Annotated in this window: 15 protein-coding genes; 5 read left to right on the top strand and 10 right to left on the bottom strand. The window is 66.3% G+C overall.

Annotated features, from left to right (window positions below; genetic code table 11):
* Nucleotides 1-50: 50 nt before the first annotated feature.
* Together H0264_RS01740 and H0264_RS01745 are read right to left on the bottom strand one after the other, a co-directional pair.
* Nucleotides 51-1,592: a Rieske 2Fe-2S domain-containing protein gene (locus H0264_RS01740; RefSeq protein WP_181582339.1), complete on the bottom strand. Its 1,542-nt coding sequence runs from the start codon at nucleotides 1,590-1,592 to the stop codon at nucleotides 51-53.
* 45 nt (nucleotides 1,593-1,637) lie between these two features.
* Nucleotides 1,638-2,453 (bottom strand): hypothetical protein, encoded by an 816-nt coding sequence (locus H0264_RS01745; protein ID WP_181582340.1) that lies wholly within the window; start codon nucleotides 2,451-2,453, stop codon nucleotides 1,638-1,640.
* Between the two features lie 74 nt (nucleotides 2,454-2,527).
* Between H0264_RS01745 and H0264_RS01750 the strand changes: the two genes are divergently transcribed.
* Together H0264_RS01750 and H0264_RS38935 are read left to right on the top strand one after the other, a co-directional pair.
* Nucleotides 2,528-3,271 carry a lysophospholipid acyltransferase family protein gene (locus H0264_RS01750; RefSeq protein ID WP_181582341.1) on the top strand — a complete coding sequence of 248 codons (744 nt, stop codon included), beginning with the start codon at nucleotides 2,528-2,530 and terminating at the stop codon, nucleotides 3,269-3,271.
* 160 nt (nucleotides 3,272-3,431) lie between these two features.
* Complete coding sequence (locus H0264_RS38935; protein ID WP_181582342.1) at nucleotides 3,432-3,986, top strand: hypothetical protein; 555 nt, start codon at nucleotides 3,432-3,434, stop codon at nucleotides 3,984-3,986.
* Between the two features lie 51 nt (nucleotides 3,987-4,037).
* Here H0264_RS38935 and H0264_RS01760 read toward each other — a convergent pair whose 3' ends face one another.
* The 6 genes from H0264_RS01760 to H0264_RS01785 are packed head-to-tail and all read right to left on the bottom strand — an operon-like array spanning nucleotide 4,038 to nucleotide 11,889.
* Entirely contained in the window at nucleotides 4,038-4,694 is a 657-nt protein-coding gene (locus tag H0264_RS01760) for a hypothetical protein (protein ID WP_244976085.1), read from the bottom strand.
* Nucleotides 4,691-6,364, bottom strand: a complete 1,674-nt coding sequence (locus H0264_RS01765) for an ABC transporter family substrate-binding protein (RefSeq protein WP_181582343.1) — start codon at nucleotides 6,362-6,364, stop codon at nucleotides 4,691-4,693. Before H0264_RS01765 ends, H0264_RS01760 begins: the two co-directional genes overlap by 4 nt.
* Before the next feature lie 20 nt (nucleotides 6,365-6,384).
* Nucleotides 6,385-8,100 (bottom strand): ABC transporter family substrate-binding protein, encoded by a 1,716-nt coding sequence (locus tag H0264_RS01770; protein ID WP_181582344.1) that lies wholly within the window; start codon nucleotides 8,098-8,100, stop codon nucleotides 6,385-6,387.
* 11 nt (nucleotides 8,101-8,111) lie between these two features.
* A complete protein-coding gene (locus H0264_RS01775; protein ID WP_231083821.1) occupies nucleotides 8,112-9,983 on the bottom strand; it encodes an ABC transporter ATP-binding protein in 1,872 nt (623 codons plus the stop codon).
* Nucleotides 9,980-10,915, bottom strand: a complete 936-nt coding sequence (locus H0264_RS01780) for an ABC transporter permease (RefSeq protein ID WP_181582345.1) — start codon at nucleotides 10,913-10,915, stop codon at nucleotides 9,980-9,982. Before H0264_RS01780 ends, H0264_RS01775 begins: the two co-directional genes overlap by 4 nt.
* Nucleotides 10,912-11,889 carry an ABC transporter permease gene (locus H0264_RS01785; RefSeq protein ID WP_181582346.1) on the bottom strand — a complete coding sequence of 326 codons (978 nt, stop codon included), beginning with the start codon at nucleotides 11,887-11,889 and terminating at the stop codon, nucleotides 10,912-10,914. Before H0264_RS01785 ends, H0264_RS01780 begins: the two co-directional genes overlap by 4 nt.
* 195 nt (nucleotides 11,890-12,084) lie before the next feature.
* Here H0264_RS01785 and H0264_RS01790 point away from each other — a divergent pair, with 195 nt between their 5' ends.
* The gene (locus H0264_RS01790; protein ID WP_181582347.1) at nucleotides 12,085-12,927 is read left to right on the top strand and encodes an HAD family hydrolase; all 843 of its coding nucleotides are present in this window, start codon (nucleotides 12,085-12,087) and stop codon (nucleotides 12,925-12,927) included.
* Between the two features lie 57 nt (nucleotides 12,928-12,984).
* Here the strand turns inward: H0264_RS01790 and H0264_RS01795 are convergent, their stop codons facing one another.
* Nucleotides 12,985-15,309 carry an N-acetylmuramoyl-L-alanine amidase gene (locus H0264_RS01795; protein ID WP_181582348.1) on the bottom strand — a complete coding sequence of 775 codons (2,325 nt, stop codon included), beginning with the start codon at nucleotides 15,307-15,309 and terminating at the stop codon, nucleotides 12,985-12,987.
* A gap of 172 nt (nucleotides 15,310-15,481) precedes the next feature.
* Between H0264_RS01795 and H0264_RS01800 the strand changes: the two genes are divergently transcribed.
* Nucleotides 15,482-16,654 (top strand): SpoIID/LytB domain-containing protein, encoded by a 1,173-nt coding sequence (locus H0264_RS01800; protein ID WP_181582349.1) that lies wholly within the window; start codon nucleotides 15,482-15,484, stop codon nucleotides 16,652-16,654.
* A gap of 74 nt (nucleotides 16,655-16,728) precedes the next feature.
* Here H0264_RS01800 and H0264_RS01805 read toward each other — a convergent pair whose 3' ends face one another.
* Entirely contained in the window at nucleotides 16,729-17,229 is a 501-nt protein-coding gene (locus tag H0264_RS01805) for a MarR family winged helix-turn-helix transcriptional regulator (protein ID WP_244976086.1), read from the bottom strand.
* A gap of 104 nt (nucleotides 17,230-17,333) precedes the next feature.
* Between H0264_RS01805 and H0264_RS01810 the strand changes: the two genes are divergently transcribed.
* The gene (locus H0264_RS01810; RefSeq protein ID WP_181582351.1) at nucleotides 17,334-18,269 is read left to right on the top strand and encodes an EamA family transporter; all 936 of its coding nucleotides are present in this window, start codon (nucleotides 17,334-17,336) and stop codon (nucleotides 18,267-18,269) included.
* Nucleotides 18,270-18,305 lie beyond the last annotated feature (36 nt).

Here is an 18,305-nt window from a genome sequence, read left to right on the forward strand (position 1 = left end):
GGTCTAGGAAAACTCCGGTCGGCGCCCCTCGCCGGCCGGAGTCGTGTGTCTCAGAGTTTGCGCGACCGCAGTTCGTGGCCCTTGGAGGTCTTGCAGCGGCCCGATTCCAGATCCCACTGCCAGCCGTGCAGGTTGCAGGTCAGCGTATTGCCTTCTACCACACCGAATTTCGACAGATCGGCCTTGAGGTGCGGGCAGCGGCGCTGCACTTCCCAGCCGTCGAGTTCGGTGGAGGCGGAATCGTCGTGGGCCTCGGAGAACCAGCCGTCGGCGTAGGCGATGCGCTCATCGGTGAGGCATTTGAAGAAGGTGTAGAGGAATTCGTTGTATCCGCCGATGCGCCAGGTGGTGAAGCGCGTCGACAGGAAGATGGTGTTCACCCAGTCGGGTTCGTTGTCGCGCAGCACGGTGCGCACCAGCTGCTTGTCGATGCGGAATCCGTAGCGGTGCTTGCCTTCTCCCTCGACGGGCTCGCGCACCACACGCTTGGGGAAGTCGAGCACCACGGTCTCGTCGCCCATGACCAGGCTGACCGGGTAGCCGATGCCGTCGCAGATGAGGTCGCTCTGCGCCATGATCGGCTCGAACAGTTCCTTCAGCTGCGGCAGCAGCGGGGTGCCGTCTTCGACTGCCCACGTGGCCTTTTCGGCCGCGAGCACCGGGGCCATGCGCTGGGCCATGTCCTCGATGTAGGCGGCCTTGTCGCGGTAGACGGTGTCCGGGTCGGTCAGGTGGGTGACCGAGATCAGTTCCTTGCCACGCAGATCCGCGGTCGAGCCGGGGATCATGAGCAGCCCGCCCTCGTTGCCGTGGATCTTCATCTGTTCGAGGAAGACGATCTGGTCGGGGAAGATATTGCCCTCGTCGCCGCGGTCGTCGTTCAGATACCGCAGCTCGTCGTCGAGGAACACCGGCGGGCCGGCGGACGGCACCACCCAGGTGGCGCCGACCTGCTCGATGTAGGAGCGGGCGCGGTCCATGCCGCGCTGCCGCTTCTGCTTGCCGAAGTTGGACTTGGTCTTGGCCGGAATGTCGTAGACCATCGGGTACCAGATGGCGCCGGAGTACTGCAGCAGGTGGATGTCCACGTGCCCGAACGCGTCGTGCAGCACATCCATGTCAACCGGCCGCGCGTCGTTCATGTTGAAGCACACGGTCTCACCGTCGGAGACGACGAGCCCGGAGTCGCCGATGGGCCCGTCGGCCGGCGCGCGTAGCGCGATGATCATGACGTCCAGGTCGCCGCCCGGACCGGTGATCGTGTGCTTGACCGAATCCTCGGTCTCCACGAACTTGTGGAAGCCGAGCTTCTCCAGTTCCCGCTTCAGATCCGGCACCGGGTAGTCGGGCAGCAGGACGGTGGTGTCCTTGTTCACCTTGTCCGCGAGGAGCTGGGCGTCCCAGTGATCGCGGTGCAGGTGTGAGACGTAGAGGAAATCGCAGTTGCCGAGCTCGTCCCAGTCCAGCTGCGTGTTGTCGGGGAACGGGAACCACGATCCGAAATACGCCGGGTTGACCCATGGATCGCAGAGGATCGTCCCGGCCTTGGTACGGATGTGGAATCCGGCGTGTCCGACGCTGGTGATCTGCACGAGCTATCTTCCTCCCTGACCGTTACCAGCCACCCAGCCTAACGGCTAGCCGGATACGTCGCCGATGCAGTAGCCGTCGACGCCCGACTTCAGGGTGAATGTCTGCTTCGTTCGGACGCCGGTACGGGTGGTGACCGGCACCGATACCGTGATGTACCCGTTCCGCGGCCACTCGGACTTGATGTCCTCGTCCACGAATCCCTTGATGCCGACCGGTGTCCGCGCACCCGACGCCATGGGCGGTATACCCGGTTTACCGGTGGTCTTCGGATCCCAGCCGGAATCGGCCGGGCAGAGCAGCGGATACGCGGTCTCGGTATCGGCCGCGTTCAGGGGGCTTCCCACCGCGCGCGACAGATAACGCCGCACGGTGTGCCGCGCTTCGGCGGCGTCGAAGGCGATCTCCTCGCCGCTGCCGAAGACATAAGGACACGCGTACCCGGTCGCGATATCCCGATCCCGGGCCGCCACCGTGACCGCGGCCGTCCGCCACACCACCATGCCGCCCTCGCGCGCACCGGGTGCCACGATCGCCTCGAAAATCGGTGCGGGCTCGGCATACATGGTGCGGACATGGTGCGGCGCCATGGTCCAGCACCGGTCCGCCATCCCGTCGATCCCGTGTTCGCGCAGGTCCGCGGCCCAGCGGCCGACCGCGGCGGTCCCGGGCGCGGGTTCCGGCATTCTCGACACCGTGGGCGCGGCGACCGTCCGAGGTCCGTCGCCCGGGATCCCCACCACCGAATCGCAGCCCGCCACCACGGCTGCCGCGATGACGGTCAGTGCGAGATTCCGCGCCGGCCCTCTTCCGAGCAGTCCCCTGCGGACGTTTCCACGCAGTGCTGTTCGGCCGTATTCCACGCGTGCGAACCCTTTCCGTCGATGTAACGTCGATCACTGGTCACCCGTACCGCAGCGGCTACGCTAACGAACTTGTGGAACCCGTCTACTTCCCGATCATCGGGCTCGCTCGTACCGTGTTCGCACTGCAGGGGCTGAAGTTCACCGTCACCGGTGACGAAAACATTCCCGCGCAGGGTGGCGCGGTCATCGCGATCAATCACACCGGCTACATGGACTTCACCTACGCCGGCCTCCCCGCACGCACGTCCAAGCGGTACATCCGGTTCATGGCGAAGAAGGAAGTCTTCGACAATTCGATCTCCGGACCGATCATGCGGGCGCTCAAGCATATTCCGGTGGATCGGGCGGCCGGCGCGGACTCCTACCACGAGGCGGTGAACCGGCTGAAAGCCGGCGAATTGGTCGGCGTCTACCCCGAGGCGACCATCAGCCGCAGCTTCGAGTTGAAGGAATTCAAGTCGGGCGCGGCGCGCATGGCCATCGAGGCGAACGTGCCGATCATCCCCATCGTCATCTGGGGCGCGCAGCGGGTCTGGACCAAGGGCCACCCGAAACGCCTGGGCCGCACCAACACCCCCATCTCCATCGAGGTCGGCGCGCCCATCGCCCCCTTCGAACCGGCCTCGGAACTCACCGAGAAGCTGCACAGCACAATGGAAGCCATGCTCCTGAACGTGCAGCGGGACTACGTGCACGAGCCCGGCGCCTACTGGGTCCCCGCCCGCCTCGGCGGCAGCGCGCCCACGCTGGAGGAGGCCAACGAGCTCGATCGTGCCGAAGCGGCCGAGAAGGCGGCGCGCCGCAGCGGTCAGTAGACCGCACCGCGCGGCTGCCGTCGAGTGTTCTTCGGCGGCAGCCGAATTCGTTCAGAGCCCGTTCCTCGCGTGTCTGTAGGTGTTCACCTGCGGGTATAGCGTGGAGGAATGACGTGAAATACCGGTCGGTTGCATGCCGGTAGCTCAGGGGGATCTCTGGATGAATACGCGCACTCTCGGACTGGCGGTATCCAGCGCCGCCGTCGGCATCGGCCTGGTTGTCGTGGGATGTGCCCGCACCATCGATGGCACGCCGGTGGTCAACGAAACCGACCGGCTCGCTCACTTTTCCTCGGTGGCGAGTTCATCGTCCGCCGCGTCCAGTTCCGCAGCGGCCGCCAGCACCTCCCGCGCCGCCACCATGAAGACCGACGCCTGCGCGGCCTTCACCGCCGGCGTCCTGGACGTCACCCAGAAATGGGAAGTGATCACCGGCATCCTGGACAGCGGCGGAGACTGGCGGGCCCTGCAGGGCCCCTCCCGCGACTGGGCGACCGCGCTCAGCACCGCGGCCGGCAATATTCAGGCCGTCCTGCGCACCGACGCCTCCATCACCGCCCCCTGGCGCGCCCCCCTCACCGAATACGTCGATGCCGCAAACGGATTCGCCGCCATCATCAGCAGCATGCTGCTGGGCGGCGCGAGCGACGCCTTCACCCCCGCGGCCACCCGCTACGACGACGCCACCTCGGCCGCGGCGATCGCCTGCCAGTGACGCACCGCTGCCAGTGACGTGACCGCTGCCGTCGACAGTGCGCCCGCCGCCTCAGCTCGGATCGGACCCGCGAATCGCCGCCAGCCACACCGCCGTTGCCGCGGCGACCACCGTGGCCCCCACGAAAGCCGCCGTCCCGCCCCCGTCCACGTACACCCACAGCAGCCCCGCCACCGGCGCCGCCACCGCCGACTGCGCATCCAGCAGCAGCCGCCGCCCGACCCGGTTCGCCCGCGCCGCAAGCACACCCGCCTCCGGATCCACCCGCCCCGGATTGTCGATCAACCGCCCCTGCGGTTCGATATCCCGCGCCCGCCCCGCCGGATACACCCGAAGATCCCCGACCCGCACGGCCCGCGAAGACAATTCGGCCGTCCCCTGCGTGAGCGACACCAACCCCGGATCGAAATACACCGGCAACCACCGAGTCCGCCCACCGAGGGTGAACTCCAGCCAAGACCGGCTCACCAGCCGATACTGCTGCCGCACCCGCCGCACCCCCACCTCCCGCCCCGGCAACCCGTTCGGCACCCACCCGACCGCCATCCCGATCCGAAACACGCTGTACCCCACAATGACCAACGCCACCGTGCCCAGCATGGCCACCTGGTCCGGATCGGCGAACGGCGCCCAGATGAGACAACTCACCAGGGCGCCGATCGTCACGACAACCGGATAGGCCAGCGGATGACCCATCCGGGAACTCACTTCAGGAAGCCCACCTTCGTGTAGTCGACGCTGGCCATGCCGAACGCGCCCCAGTTGGCAAGGCTTTCGCGGCAGGCTGTATTGCCGGCCGACTGCGCCCACGGCAGCGAGTGCACCTCTTCGAAGATCATGGTGTCGGCCTGGTTGGCCAGCTCGATAGCCTTGGCCGGGTCGAGTTCCGCCAGCGCGGCGTCGATGACCTTGTTGAGTTCCGGCGATCCGATGCGGGCCTTGTTGCCCACCCAGTTCGCCGGATCGTAGTAGTAGAACTGCCGCAGCCCCTCCAGCGGCTGGACGCTGCCGCCGTAGCTGTACTGGGCCAGGTCGTAGTTGCCCGGGTCGATCACGTCGGTGAACAGGCCCTGCCCGGGTACGGTCTGGATCTCCACCTTCACGCCGATCTTCTGCAGATTGTCCTGCACGATCTTGGCGGCATCGATCCACGAATCCTGCTGGTACATGACGTCCTTCAGGATCAGCTTGCGGCCGTCCTTCTCCCGCACGTCACCGCCGGGCGGGATGATCCAGCCGAGCGCCTCCAGTTCCTTGGCCGCGGCCTCCGGGTTGTAGGCCACTGAGGCCGAGTTGTCCTGGTAGCCCTTCTGTCCTGCCATGTAGACATGGTTGTTGAGCACCTTCGGCTCGGTGACGATGCCGTTCTGCAGGTTGTTCACGATCGCCTGCCGGTCGATGGCTTTCGCCACCGCGCGACGCACATTCACATCCGACAGCAGCGAACCGGGCGCGCCATTGAACGTGAGATGCGACCAGTACAGCTTCGATGTGCGGCGCACCTGGATACCCGGCGTATTGCGGGCCGCCACGATGTCGGACAGGCTGCCCATGTCGGTGGCGTCGATCTCGTTGTTCTGGATCGCGCCGATGCGCGCGCTGCTGTCCAGCACGCTGAAAGTGATGGTGTCCAGAACCGGTGTGTCACCCCACCATTTGGGGTTGCGGCCCAGCGTGATCCGATTCTGTGTGCGGTCGACAGCAGTGATGATGAACGGCCCGGCACTGACCGGCAGGTTGCTGCGCGCCCAGTCGTTGAAGGTCTGTGGGGACTCCATCATTGCCTTCGGGTACAGCAATCCGTACTGCCCCTGCCATTCGCCGTGCGGCTCCCGGAAGGTGACGATCGCCTGCCGGTCGTCCACACCGCGCTCCACCGAGGCGACCTTGTTGAAGCCGAGCTGGGCGGAGATCAGGTACTCGGGGTTCTCACCGCTGAGTGCTTTCCATTGTGCGCGCATGTCCTCCCAGGTGATGGGAGTGCCGTCGGACCAGACCGCCTTCGGGTTGATCGTGTAGATCACCTTCTGCGGATTGGTCTCGGCCAGTTGAATATCGGTGAAGTAGTCGTGGTTGATCGTCAGATTGCCTGCGGCGTCCGAGTTGTAGGCGGTCGGCAGCAGCGGGAGGACGACATCGCTGGTGTCGCCGGTGTTCCCGTCCACGTGCAGGTAGTTGAACGACTCCGGCAGGGCGCTGAGATCCAGGCGCAGGTTTCCGCCCTGCTTCAGGTCCTCGACCGGATGTGCGTTGATGTCGTTGGTGGTGCCGATATCCGAGGTGCCGGTCGGGCCGGTATTGCTGCTACATCCGGTCAGGACCAGCCCGAGGGCGACCATGGGGATCGCGAGTCGGGTCACTGTCGAACGTATCCGCATGGATCGCTCCTTTCCGGTCCTTATTTCAGGAATCCGATCGTGGTGTAGTCGTAGCTCGCGAGTCCGGGTGCACCGAAATTCGCGACCTCTGGCCGGACGCCGTAGAGGCCCATCTCCTGCACCAGGGGCAGAGAATGCCCTTCCTCGAAGACTTTCCGGTCCACCTGGTTGGACAGTTCGATCGTCTTGTCCGGATCGAGTTCCGACACTGTACGTTCGATCAACGCGTTCAGCTCGTCGGATCCGATGCGGCCGTAGTTCCCTTGCAGGTCGTCCGGGTGGTAAGCGTAGATCTGCGAGATGCTTCCGAGCGGGAACGGATCGCCCTGATAGATGAACTGGGCCGCGTCGAAGTCGCCCGGTTGGATCACATCGGTGAAGAAGCCTTGACCGCCACGGGTGTCTATTTCCAGGCCGACGCCGATCTTCGCCAGGTTTTGCTGGACGATCGTGGCCACCTGCACCCACAGTGGGTTGTTGTACATGACATCGCGGATGACCAGCCGCCGACCGTCTTTCGCGCGGATGCCGTCACTCTGCCGAACCCAGCCGAGCGCGTCGAGTTCGCGCCCAGCGGCCTCTGGATCGAAGCCGAGACTGTTGTCCTGGTACCCCTTCTGCCCCATCAGGAAGAGGTGGTTGTTCAGTGTTTTCGGATCGTCGATCAGACCGTAGTAGAGGCTGTCGGCGATCTGCTGCCGGTCGATGGCCTTCGAAACAGCCACTCGCACACCCTGATCCGCGAGGATCGACCCGGGCGCACCATTGAAGGTGATGTGCCGCCACCGATTGTCGGGCGCCTGCCGGATCGCCAGACCGGGTGAATTGCGGATGGTCGTCACCTCGTCCAGGCCGGACAGTCGCGCCGCATCCAGTTCGTTGTTCTGCAATGCAGCTGCCCAGGCCGTGCGATCCAGCACGCTGAAGGTGATGGTGTCCAACTTGGGAGTATCACCCCACCATTTCGGATTGCGTTCCAGCACGATCCGGCCCTGGGTGCGGTCGGTGGACCTGACCTGGAACGGGCCTGCTGTCAGCGAGATCCCGTTCACCAGTGAGTCGTTGAACGATTCGGGTGTCGCCGTCACGGACTTCGGATACAGCATGGAATTCCCGGCGAACTGCCCCCGCCAATCCGCGTAGTGCCGGGCGAAGGTGATGACGGCCTGCCGATCGTCGGCGCCACGCTCCACCTTCTCGACCCGATCGAAACCATTGTTGATGGCGATCAGGAAGCGTTTGTCCTTGCCGCTCAGCGCATTCGCCTGGGAGGCGATGTCCTCCCAGGTGATCGGCGTGCCATCGGACCACACCGCCTTCGGGTTGATCGTGTAGACAACCTGCTGCGGCTCGGTGCTCGTGAGCTGGATATCGGTGAAGTAATTGTGGTCGAGGCTGGTTTCGCCTGCGGCGTCGATGCGGTAGGAGCGCGGCATCATCGGCCGCACCACCTCGGCGATCTCGCCCTCGTTTCCGTCGTTGGACACGGTGTTCCAGTTGGCCGGGAACGAGGTGATGGCCAACCGCAGGTTGCCACCGTCGCGCAGGTTGTCGCGTGCCTGCGGGTTGATGTCGCTACTGCTGCCGAGGGTGGTCTCGCCGACCGGATCCTGTCCGGTAGAACAGCTGGTGAGCGCCGCCACCGCGAGCCCGGCCGCGAACAGCAGAGCCGTGCCGCGCCGGGCCGAGCGGCCACGTCGATGCCGAATAGGCGTGCAGTGTGCGCGAATCCGCATCGTCGTTTCTCCTAACGGGTCGCCACCGGTTGCGGGATCGCATCGATCAGCGCGCGGGTGTACTCGTGCTCAGGGTTCGCGAAAATCTGTTCGGCCGGCCCGGATTCGACGATCTTGCCCCGATACATGACGGCGATGTCGTGCGCCAGGTTACGCACCACCGAAAGGTCGTGGGAGACGAACAGATACGACAGGCCACGCTCGGTTTGCAGGTTGCGCAGCAGGTTCAGAACTCCGGCCTGAATGGAAACATCCAGCGAGGACACCGGTTCGTCGAGCACCAGCAGTTCCGGATTCAGCGCCAGAGCCCGCGCGATATTGATGCGCTGCTTCTGCCCGCCCGAGAAGTCGGCCGGGTACCGGTCGGCATGCTCTCGCCGCAGCCCCACCAATTCGAGCAGTTCCGGTATCCGCCGGTTGATCTCGTCCCGCGAACGCCCATCGATCCGAAGCGGTTCGGCCAGCGCGTCCGAGATGGGCAGTCGTGGATCCAGCGATGCCGAGGGATCCTGGAACACGATCTGCATCTTGCGGCGGATCTCGCGCCGCTGCTGCTTGGTCAGCGTCGCCACGTCATATCCGAGGATCTCGATCGAACCCGACTCCGGCGGCACCAGATCCAGAATCTGGGTCAACGTGGTCGTCTTCCCCGAACCGGATTCGCCCACCAACGCCAGCGTGCGACCCGCACGTGCTTCGAAACTGATCCCGTCAACCGCCTTCACCTCACCGGTGCGGCGACGCAGAATGACGCCCTTCGTCAGCGGAAAGGTCTTGCGCAGTTCTTGAACTCGCAGCACGACCTGCGACGCATCGGTGTCGGCCACTTCGTCCGGTCGGGTTATTTCCTCCCGGTACGCGGTGAACAGATCGCCGGTGCCGACCTCGCTGGTTCGGATGCATGCCGCCCGATGCCCGGGTGCGGTGTCCTCCAGCGGCGGTTCCGCCGCGCGACAGTCGTCGACGGCGATCGGGCAGCGCGGCGCGAACGAACAACCCGGTGGCAGATCATGCATGGCCGGGGGCGCGCCGACAATGGGGATCAGCGGTGACCGCGGCGGACTGTCCATGCGCGGAATGGAACCGAGCAGGCCCACCGTGTACGGCATCCGGGGGGTAGTGAAAAGCTCCTGCGCCGAAGCGGTTTCGACGACCTTCCCGGCATACATGACGGCCACTCGGTCGGCCAGCGTGGCGGCGATACCCATGTCGTGGGTGATCATGATGACCCCTGCGCCGGTGATATCGCGCGCCTTGCGCAGCAGACCCAGAATCTGCTTCTGCACCGTCACATCAAGCGCTGTGGTCGGCTCGTCGCAGATGATCAACTCCGGATCGTTCGCAATGGCCATGGCGATGACCACACGCTGCCGCATACCGCCGGAGAACTCGTGTGGAAAAGCCTTGGCGCGCACCGCCGGATCCGGGATGCCGACCAAATCGAGTAGTTCGACGGCCTTCGCTTCCGCCTCCGCCTTGCTCATTTTCTTGTGCGCGAGCAGTGCTTCCGCGATCTGATCCCCGATCCGGTACACCGGGGTGAGCGCCGAGAGCGGGTCCTGGAACACCATGGATACCCGGCTGCCACGCAGCGTCGACATGTGCTTGTCGCCCAGGCCGAGCAGTTCCCGCCCGCGCAACCGTATCGAACCTCGCACCCGCGCCTGCTCCGGCAGCAGCCCTATGATCGCCAGCGACGACACCGACTTGCCGGAACCGGACTCGCCGACGATCGCCAGCACCTCGCCGTCATTGACGGTGAAATCGACCCCGCGCACCGCCTCGACGCGGCCTTCTTCGCTCGGGAACGAGACTCGCAGATCGGAGACCTCCAGCAGCGGTGCGGTGGTGGTCTTCAACGGGTCCTTCGACATCTCGATCATGACTTCCCCGCCTTCTTCTCACGCAGGGACTTTCGTGATCGCGCCCGCTTCGCGCTGGGGTCGAACGCATCCCGCAGTCCGTCACCCACCAGGTTCGCGCACAGCACGATCAAAACCAGCACGCCGCTCGCGAACATGAACGTCCACGGGAAGGTGAACGCCTGCGCGCTGTACCTGCCGATCAGCGAACCCAGCGACACATCCGGCCACTGCACGCCGAAGCCCAGGAAGCTCAAACCGGTTTCGGCCATGACCGCCGAACCGATGGCCAGCGTGGTGTCGATGATCAGGATCGAGGCGATGTTGGGGACGATGTGCGTGACGATCACCGACCACGTCGACGCGCCCATATAGCGTGCGGCGCGGACGAATTCGCGTTCCCGCATGCTCATGGTCAGACCACGCACGATCCGGGCGCTGATCATCCATGCGAACAACCCGATCAACACCATGAGCAGCAGCGTCGAATCATTGCCCTTCGTGCGCGGCGCGAACAGCGCGATCATGATGAAGCTGGGCACCACCAGCAGCAGATCCACCACCCACATGACTGTCCGGTCCACCCAGCCACCCAACAGCCCGGCCAGCGCTCCTGCCAGCGTGGCCAGGACGGCCGAGATGATTGCCGCACCGAAGCCGATGATCAGCGACTTCTGCATGCCGCGCAGGGTCTGCGCCAGCACATCCTCGCCATTGTTCGTCGTACCGAACCAGTGTTTGCCACTCGGCGGCTGCAGGATCGCCGTCTTGTCCTGATCGGTGTAGGTGTAGGGCAGGAAGTGCGGCAGCACGAACGCGGCCACGAACAGGGCCACGAGGATCAGCAACGCGATCACCGAGGTCTTGTTGCGAAGAAAGCGCCGGAGCACCAGCTTCCGGCGTCCGGTCGGCTGCTGTGGAGCGCCCTGGACGATGATTTCCACATCGGTCATGACACACGCACCCTCGGGTCGAGCAGGGCGTACGCGACATCCGACAGCAGGCCGGACACCAGCACCACCACGCCTGCGAACAAGGTGGACGCCAGCACGATATTCAGATCCTGGTCGTTCAAGCCGTTGACCAGCCATTCGCCGACACCGTGCCAGCCGAAGATCTTCTCGGTGAAGGTCGCACCGGTGATGAGGCCGCCCAGGCTGTAGGCGAACAGCGTCGCCATGGGAATGAGCGCGGTGCGCAGACCGTGCTTGTAGAGGGCGCGGGTGCGGGTCAGACCCTTGGCACGGGCGGTACGGATGAAATCGCTGCCGAGCACGTCCAGCATCGCGTTGCGTTGATACCGGCTGTAACCGGCCATCGCACCCAGCGCCAAGCCGAGAGTCGGGATCGCCAAGTGCTGGATACGGTCCACCAGTTGATTCCACAGCCCGTTGACCGCCGTCGCCGACGTTTCACCCGTGTACAAGAAGATCTGCTCACCGGTCAGCTGATTCACCTGTAGCGCACCGTATTTCAACAATGTGGCCAGAACGAAAACCGGAGTGGACAGCAGCACCAGGGAGACGACGGTGCTGAAGTAGTCGCTGAACTTGTACTGCCGGATCGCGTTCGCCGCCCCGATCAGAACACCCAGAACGGTGCCGACGAGGGAACCGATCAGCAGCAGTCGCAGGCTCACTCCCACACGGCGTGGCAGCTCCTCCGAAACCGGCTGCCCGGCCTTCGTCTTACCGAAATCGCCCTGCACCACACCGCCTGCCCAGGACAGGTAGCGCTGCGGGATCGGCTCGTCCAGATGCAATTCCGCGCGCTTGGCGTCGATCACCGATTGCGGGGGGCGTGGACTGCGCTCTTCCAGATAATCCAGCGGACGGAACGTCAGAGAACTGATCGTGAATACGAGGAACGACGCCAGCACAAGCAGCACGACATAGTTCGCCGCGCGTCGCAGCAGAAATCCGGCCATCAGTCCCTCTCGGGTCGAGTCTAGATACCGTGGCGGCGCCGGGGGCTGGTCCGGTGCCGTCGGGCATTAGCCCCAGATCATAAGGACAGGTCGGGTGAACCGCGTGGTGCGCGGGGGCAATATCCGGCAATCCGTATTTCATTTGGTGTACACCGGAGACCAGAGCGGACACCCGAGCCCGTCATTTCAGGCAGGATGGACTGGGTGACACTCTTTCACCTGCCGAAACCCAAAATGGTCGCCACGGATGTGGATGGGACGCTCATCGACCGTCATGAGCAGGTGAGCGCGCGCACGAAAGCCGCGGTCGACGCCCTGATCGCGGACGGTGTGCCGTTCGTGCTCGCCACCGGGAGGCCGCCGCGCTGGATCGATCCGGTGGTGGACGGGCTCGGGTACGCGCCGCTGTGCGTGTGCGGGAACGGGGCGGTCATCTACGACAGTGCGGCCGACAGCATTCTCGCGGCCTACACGCTGGATGTGGACACGCTCGAATGGGCGGCGGAGATGGCGGAGAGCCTGCTACCCGGGTGCGGGCTGGCCACCGAACGGGTCGGGCGCAGTGCGCACGATGCCGCCACCCCGCAGTTCGTGAGCTCCCCGGAGTACGAGCACGCCTGGCTGAATCCGGACGATACGAGAGTGTCGCGCGCCGAGGTCATTTCGGCGCCCGCGATCAAGATGCTCATCCGCCTGCCGGGCACCAGCAGCGGCGACATGCGCACGATCCTGGAGCCCCGGCTGGCCGGCCGCGCCGATGTCACCTATTCCACCGACGACGGCCTGATCGAACTGTCGGCCCCGGGCGTCACCAAGGCGACCGGCCTGGCCATGGTGGCGCAGCGCCTCGGCGTCCAGCACGCCACCATGATCGCCTTCGGCGACATGCCCAACGATGTCCCGATGTTGCGCCTGGCCGGCCACGGCGTCGCCATGGGCAATGCCCACCACGAGGCCAAGGCCGCCGCCGACGAGGTCGCCGCCACCAATGACGACCACGGCGTGGCGCAGATCCTCGAACGCTGGTGGCAGGTGTAGGCCGCTGCGGCGATGTCGTCAGCACCAGCACGGGGTGAGGTGCCGACTCGGGTGCGGTCAGTTGGTGGGTGCAGCCTCCGGAATCGGTGCGGCAGCGGGCACTTCGCCCATGACCTCGGGGATCGTCACGGCGCCGGGAACGGTCGCAGCGCCCGGAGCACCCGCGCCGGGGCTTGTGCCCGGCCCGCCAGGGGTCACGCCCGCGCCCGGAGTTGTTGCCGCGCCGGGGTTCACACGCGCGTTGGGAGCCGTGCCCGCACCTGTGCCCGCGCCGGTGCCGAAGTTCTTCAGCACGGTGGTGACGATGCCGGTGACGGTGTTGTAGATGAGCGATCCGTTCTGGAAGTCGGAGCGGATGCCGTCCTGGATGCGGTACTCGTTGCTCTGCGGCAGGCCGAGAACACCTGTGCCCGCGCCCAATTGGAGGAAGCGCTCCAGGATCTTGCCGACCACCGCGTAGACCTGGCCGGTGGGGGAGGCGTAGACGTAGCCGTTGACGAAGCCCGCGGTCTGGCCGCCGTCGGCGGTGGGCTGCGGTTCCGATTTCACCTGTCCGAGTGGGCCGTTCGGGCCGCCCTGCTCGCTGTAGTAGCGGGCCACGGCGCTCTTGTCGAGCAGGCCGAGCAGCCGGGTGGTGAGTTCGGCGAGGGTGGCCAATTCGGCGTCGGCGGTGCCGGTGGTGTCGGTGTCCGGGGTGGTCGCGCCCGGGTTCTGGTGGTTCACCTGCACGTCGGGCCGGGTGCGCGGTGACGAGGTGGCCGGGCTCGGGCCCGCCACGCCCTCGGCGATCTCGCGTATCCGGTCCATGAGCGAGTAGGCGGCGTCACCAGGGCAGGTGGTGTTGCCGACGTCGCGGTGCGCGAACACATTCGGCAGTTTCACGGCCTGGCCCATGGCGTAGCGGGTGTACTCGCTGCCTTCGGAGTACATGGTGGTCGAGCCCTCGGGGTCGATGCCCGCGGTGCGGGCCCGCCAGCCGATGAACTGTCCCATCGACTGCACCGCCACATCGGTCGGCGCCTCTTCCTCGTGATTGCCCATGAACGCCACACCGGCGGTGTTGATATTGAATCCGCCCGCGTGCGCGCCCTCGACCGGGCGGTCCAGCCCGCCGTAGCGGCCTTCGAAGATCTGCCCGTACTTGTCGACCAGCGCGTTGTAGCCGATGTCGCACCAGCCCAGGGTTTTCGCGTGGTAGGCGTAGATGGCGCGGACGATGCCCGCCGATTCGGCCTTGCTGTAGTCGTTGCGGCCGGCCGTGTGGTGCACGGTGATGGCGGAGACGCCGTCGTCGTAGGTGGGTTCCTCGCAGCGCAGCGATTCGTCGGCGCCCCACTGGGCGCGCGTGATCACCTTGGGTCCGCCGCCGGGCAGCGACGACGCCACCTGCGAGAGGTTCTCGTCGATGGCGCCGCGGCCCGGATCGATCAGGACCGCGGCCAGTTTCTCCAGGTTGATCTGCGCCGGATCGGTCGAATCCGGGGTCAGCGGACCGGGTTCCGCGGGCACCCCGTCGGTGGGCGCGGCGGCCTGCTGCTTGGTGACCAGCACCTGCACGGATTTCGTATTGCCGACGTAGACGGGTTCGGTGCCGGTCTTGCCCTTGACCTGGGCGCGGCCGTCGGCCTGCTCGGCCGGGTACCACGGCCCCCAGGAGCCGTCGGGGCGCTGTGCCCGGATCATGGCCGAGCGGCCCGCGAGGCTGTCGGCGGTGAGCGCGACCATGCTGAACGGGGTGTCGCGGGTGAGTTCCTTGACCTGCGCGCCGACTTTGTCGATCATGTCGCGCGGTACGGCGCCGGGGGACAGGGCGGGGGTGCTGGGATCGCCGGTGAGTTCCGGGAGGGTGGGGGTTCCGGCGGCCGGATCGGTGGCCGGGACATTCGGATCGGCCGGGGTGGCGCCGGGATCCGCGGGGGAGACGCCGGGATCGGCTGGGGCCGGGAGATTTTCGTCACCGGGCTGACGTCGGGCGATGAATCCCGGTGCCGCGGTGAAGGGTCCGGCGGAATCGAACGAGGCGGGAGCGGTGGTGGTGCCTTGCAGGTTGGGCAGCGGGATCTCGGCGGGTAGTTGCACCCCGGGTGGTAGGGGTAGGCCCTGCGGCACCCGCACGGATTTGGGTAGCGGGATCATCCGTAGGTCGGATAGTCGTAGGTCGGGCAGATTCAGCCCGGTGAGCTCGCGGAGCGGCAGCACGATATCGGGGGACGAGGCCAGTACGACCTCGGTCATTTTCGCAGGTATAGCTGCAAGATTGCTCTCGTCGGTGTTGCGAATATCCGGGGAATCACTCAGTGCCAGCACGCCCAATGGTGCGGTGATGGCCAGCGCGGTGACTACCGGGAGGACATAGGCGGGTTTCCTTCTTTGGTACGGCACAAGCTTCTCCCATTCCAGGTAATTCCGTCGAAAATCGCCCGAAACGCGGGGTTGCTTCCTGGCGCATCAACGATCACACTAGTCCCAACTGTCACAGAACCTGAACGTATGGTTGAGGCTTAGCTTTGGATAACTCGAATGTAGCTTCGCGTATCGAGAGAATGGGTATGACATGCCGAACGGGTACCTACGCAGGCGCCGGAGACGGCGCCGCCTGATCGCCCTATCGCTCGCTGCCGCCACCCTCGCCACCGCCACCGCCGGCCTGCTCTGGGCCTGGCCCAAGGGCTCCATCCGCCCGCTCGCCGGGCCCGGCCACGGCCGCGGCCTCAGCCAGACCGGCGCTTTCAACCAGGCCGTCGACGGCAGCACCGCGGAACAGATCCTCGCGCACTACTACCCCGGCGCCGACCTCGGTGAGATCGCTCCCGTCCCGGTCCGCGTCCGCATCGCCCAGCAGGACGACAGCACCCTCGACGTCATCTCCGAATCGGGCCTGTTCGTCGCCGGCCGCCGCGTCATCCCCGGCCAGGCCGCCCACCTCACCCCCACCGCGTCCGGCGCGGACGTCACCATCACCACCGGCTGCGACGGCGAAATCCTGTGGGAGGGAACGACGGACGACCCGTGGGTCTACCCCATGGTCGACGGCACCGACCGACCCGCCGAGGAACACCTGGAACTCTGCGGCGGCTATTCCTACCGCGGCGTGCTCGGCGTGACCCTCGAGAACGGCGAGCCGCGCACCGTCAACGAGGTGAACATCGAGGACTACCTGCTCGGTGTGGTGCCCGCCGAAATGGTCCCGAACTGGGCCGATCAAGGCGGCACGGAGGCTCTGAAGGCGCAGGCCATCGCCGCCCGCTCCTACGCCCTGGCGGAAAGCCGCTACCCCTACGCGGAAACCTGCGACACCACCGACTGCCAGATGTACCCGGGCACCGAGAAGGAAGACGACCGCACCAGCGCCGCCGTGCGCGCCACCGCCGGTCGAGTCCTGTTGCGCGACAGCCACATTCTGCGCTCGGAATACTCGGCCGCCCCCGACGGCGGCAGCCCCATGAACATCGAGAATCTCGAAGTGGGCCCGGCCGTCAGCGAATTCCCCTCCGCGCCAATCCCTTCGGTCGAGATCCCCCCGGATGTCTCACTGTCCGACCTGATTCCGGAACTCCTGCCCTCCGACCAGATCGCCGACCCGGCCACCCCGGACGGCACGGTCAAACCCGTCGTGCCCTCCGGAACGGCCGCACCCAGCACCGCGATCACCCCGACCCCGCCGGTCAACCCGGTTCCGCTGCACACCACTCCACGACTGACCACGGCCTTCCCGAAGCCCCAATAACGCATGCACCCAGTAACGGGGGCCGGGGGCGGAGCCCCCGATTCCGGGGGTCCGGGGGCGGAGCCCCTGGGAAACTAGCTGAGCGCCGTGTCGCCCAGTGATTCGGCCAGCTTGCGCAGCAGGCCGGCCAGGTCGTCGCGGTCGCCGCCGCTGAGTCCGGCGAGGATGCGCTGCTCATTGGCCACGTGCAGGGGCAGCAGCTTGTTCACCAGTTCCCGCCCGGTGTCGGTGAGCTGCACCCGGACCGAGCGGCGGTCCGTCGCGTCGGGCACGCGTTCGACGAATCCCTTGCCCGCCAGCTTGTCGATGCGGTTGGTGATGGCCCCCGAGGTCCGCATGGCGGCCTTGTTCAAATCGCCTGCGGTGAGTCCGGTTTCGGATCCGGAGCGCAGCAGGGTGGCGAGGACGTCGAACTCCCAGAACTCGAGTCCGTGTGCGCCGAAGAAGTCCCGGAACTCGCGGTCCAGCACATTGGACAGCCGGGTGATGCGGGCGCACACGGCCATGGGGGAGACATCCACGTCGGGCCGGGCTGTGTTCCAGGCGGTGGTGATGAGGTCGACGGCGTCGGGCACGGCTACTCCTCTCGACGGAAATATTCTCAACATCAAGATACTTGACATCGAGGCATCCAGGATGGTGATATTTCAACATTGATATTATCAACAAGGAGCTATCGATGACCACCGCACGCACCGGCGCCGCCTCCTACGCCGGGACCCTGGCCCTCGCCGGACTCGCACCCCTCGTCTGGGGTTCCACCTACGCCGTCACCACCGAATTCCTGCCGCCGGACCGGCCGCTGTTCACCGCCCTCATGCGTGCGCTCCCCGCCGGACTGCTGCTGCTGGCCATCACCCGCAGCCTCCCGCGGGGCCGGTGGATCGGCCGCGCGGCCGTGCTCGGCATGCTGAACATCGGCGCGTTCTTCCCGCTGCTCTTCCTGGCCGCCTACCGCCTGCCCGGCGGCGTCGCCGCGGTACTCGGCGCGGCCGCCCCGCTCATCGCGCTCGGCTTCGCGGCCCTGGCCCTGAACGAAAAGCTCACGCTGCGAAAGGTTCTCGCGGGCATCATCGGACTGTTCGGCGTCGCGCTGGTGGTCCTGCGCGCCACCGCCGCCCTCGACACCATCGGTGTGATCGCCGGTCTGGCAGGCGCCGCGTCCATGGCCGCCGGCACCGTCATGACCAAGCGCTGGGGCCGCCCCGAAGGCGTCGGACCGCTCGCGATGACCGGCTGGCAGCTCACCGCGGGCGGCCTGTTCCTGCTGCCCCTGGCCCTGCTCGTCGAGGGCGCCCCGCCCGCCCTGGACCTGAAGGCCGTCGGCGGCTACCTGTACCTGGGCCTGATCGGCACCGCCGTCGCCTACGCCCTGTGGTTCCGCGGCATCGCCCGCACCAACGCCACCTCGATCGCCTTCCTCGGCCTGCTGAGCCCGGTGTCGGCCGCCGTCATCGGCTGGGTCGCGCTCGGTCAGTCGCTGGCCCCGCTGCAGCTGGCCGGCATGCTCATCGCCCTCGGCGCCACCCTGCTCGGCCAGCTGGCCACCGCACCCCGTGCCGCCAAGCCCGAAAACGCTTCGGAGCAGCGCGAAGCCGCGCGCACCGCGGCCTGACACCCCACTCGAACGCAATCGAAGGAAGCGAAAGAC

Origin of the sequence: Nocardia huaxiensis (genome assembly GCF_013744875.1) — a bacterium.
Classification (GTDB): domain Bacteria; phylum Actinomycetota; class Actinomycetes; order Mycobacteriales; family Mycobacteriaceae; genus Nocardia; species Nocardia huaxiensis.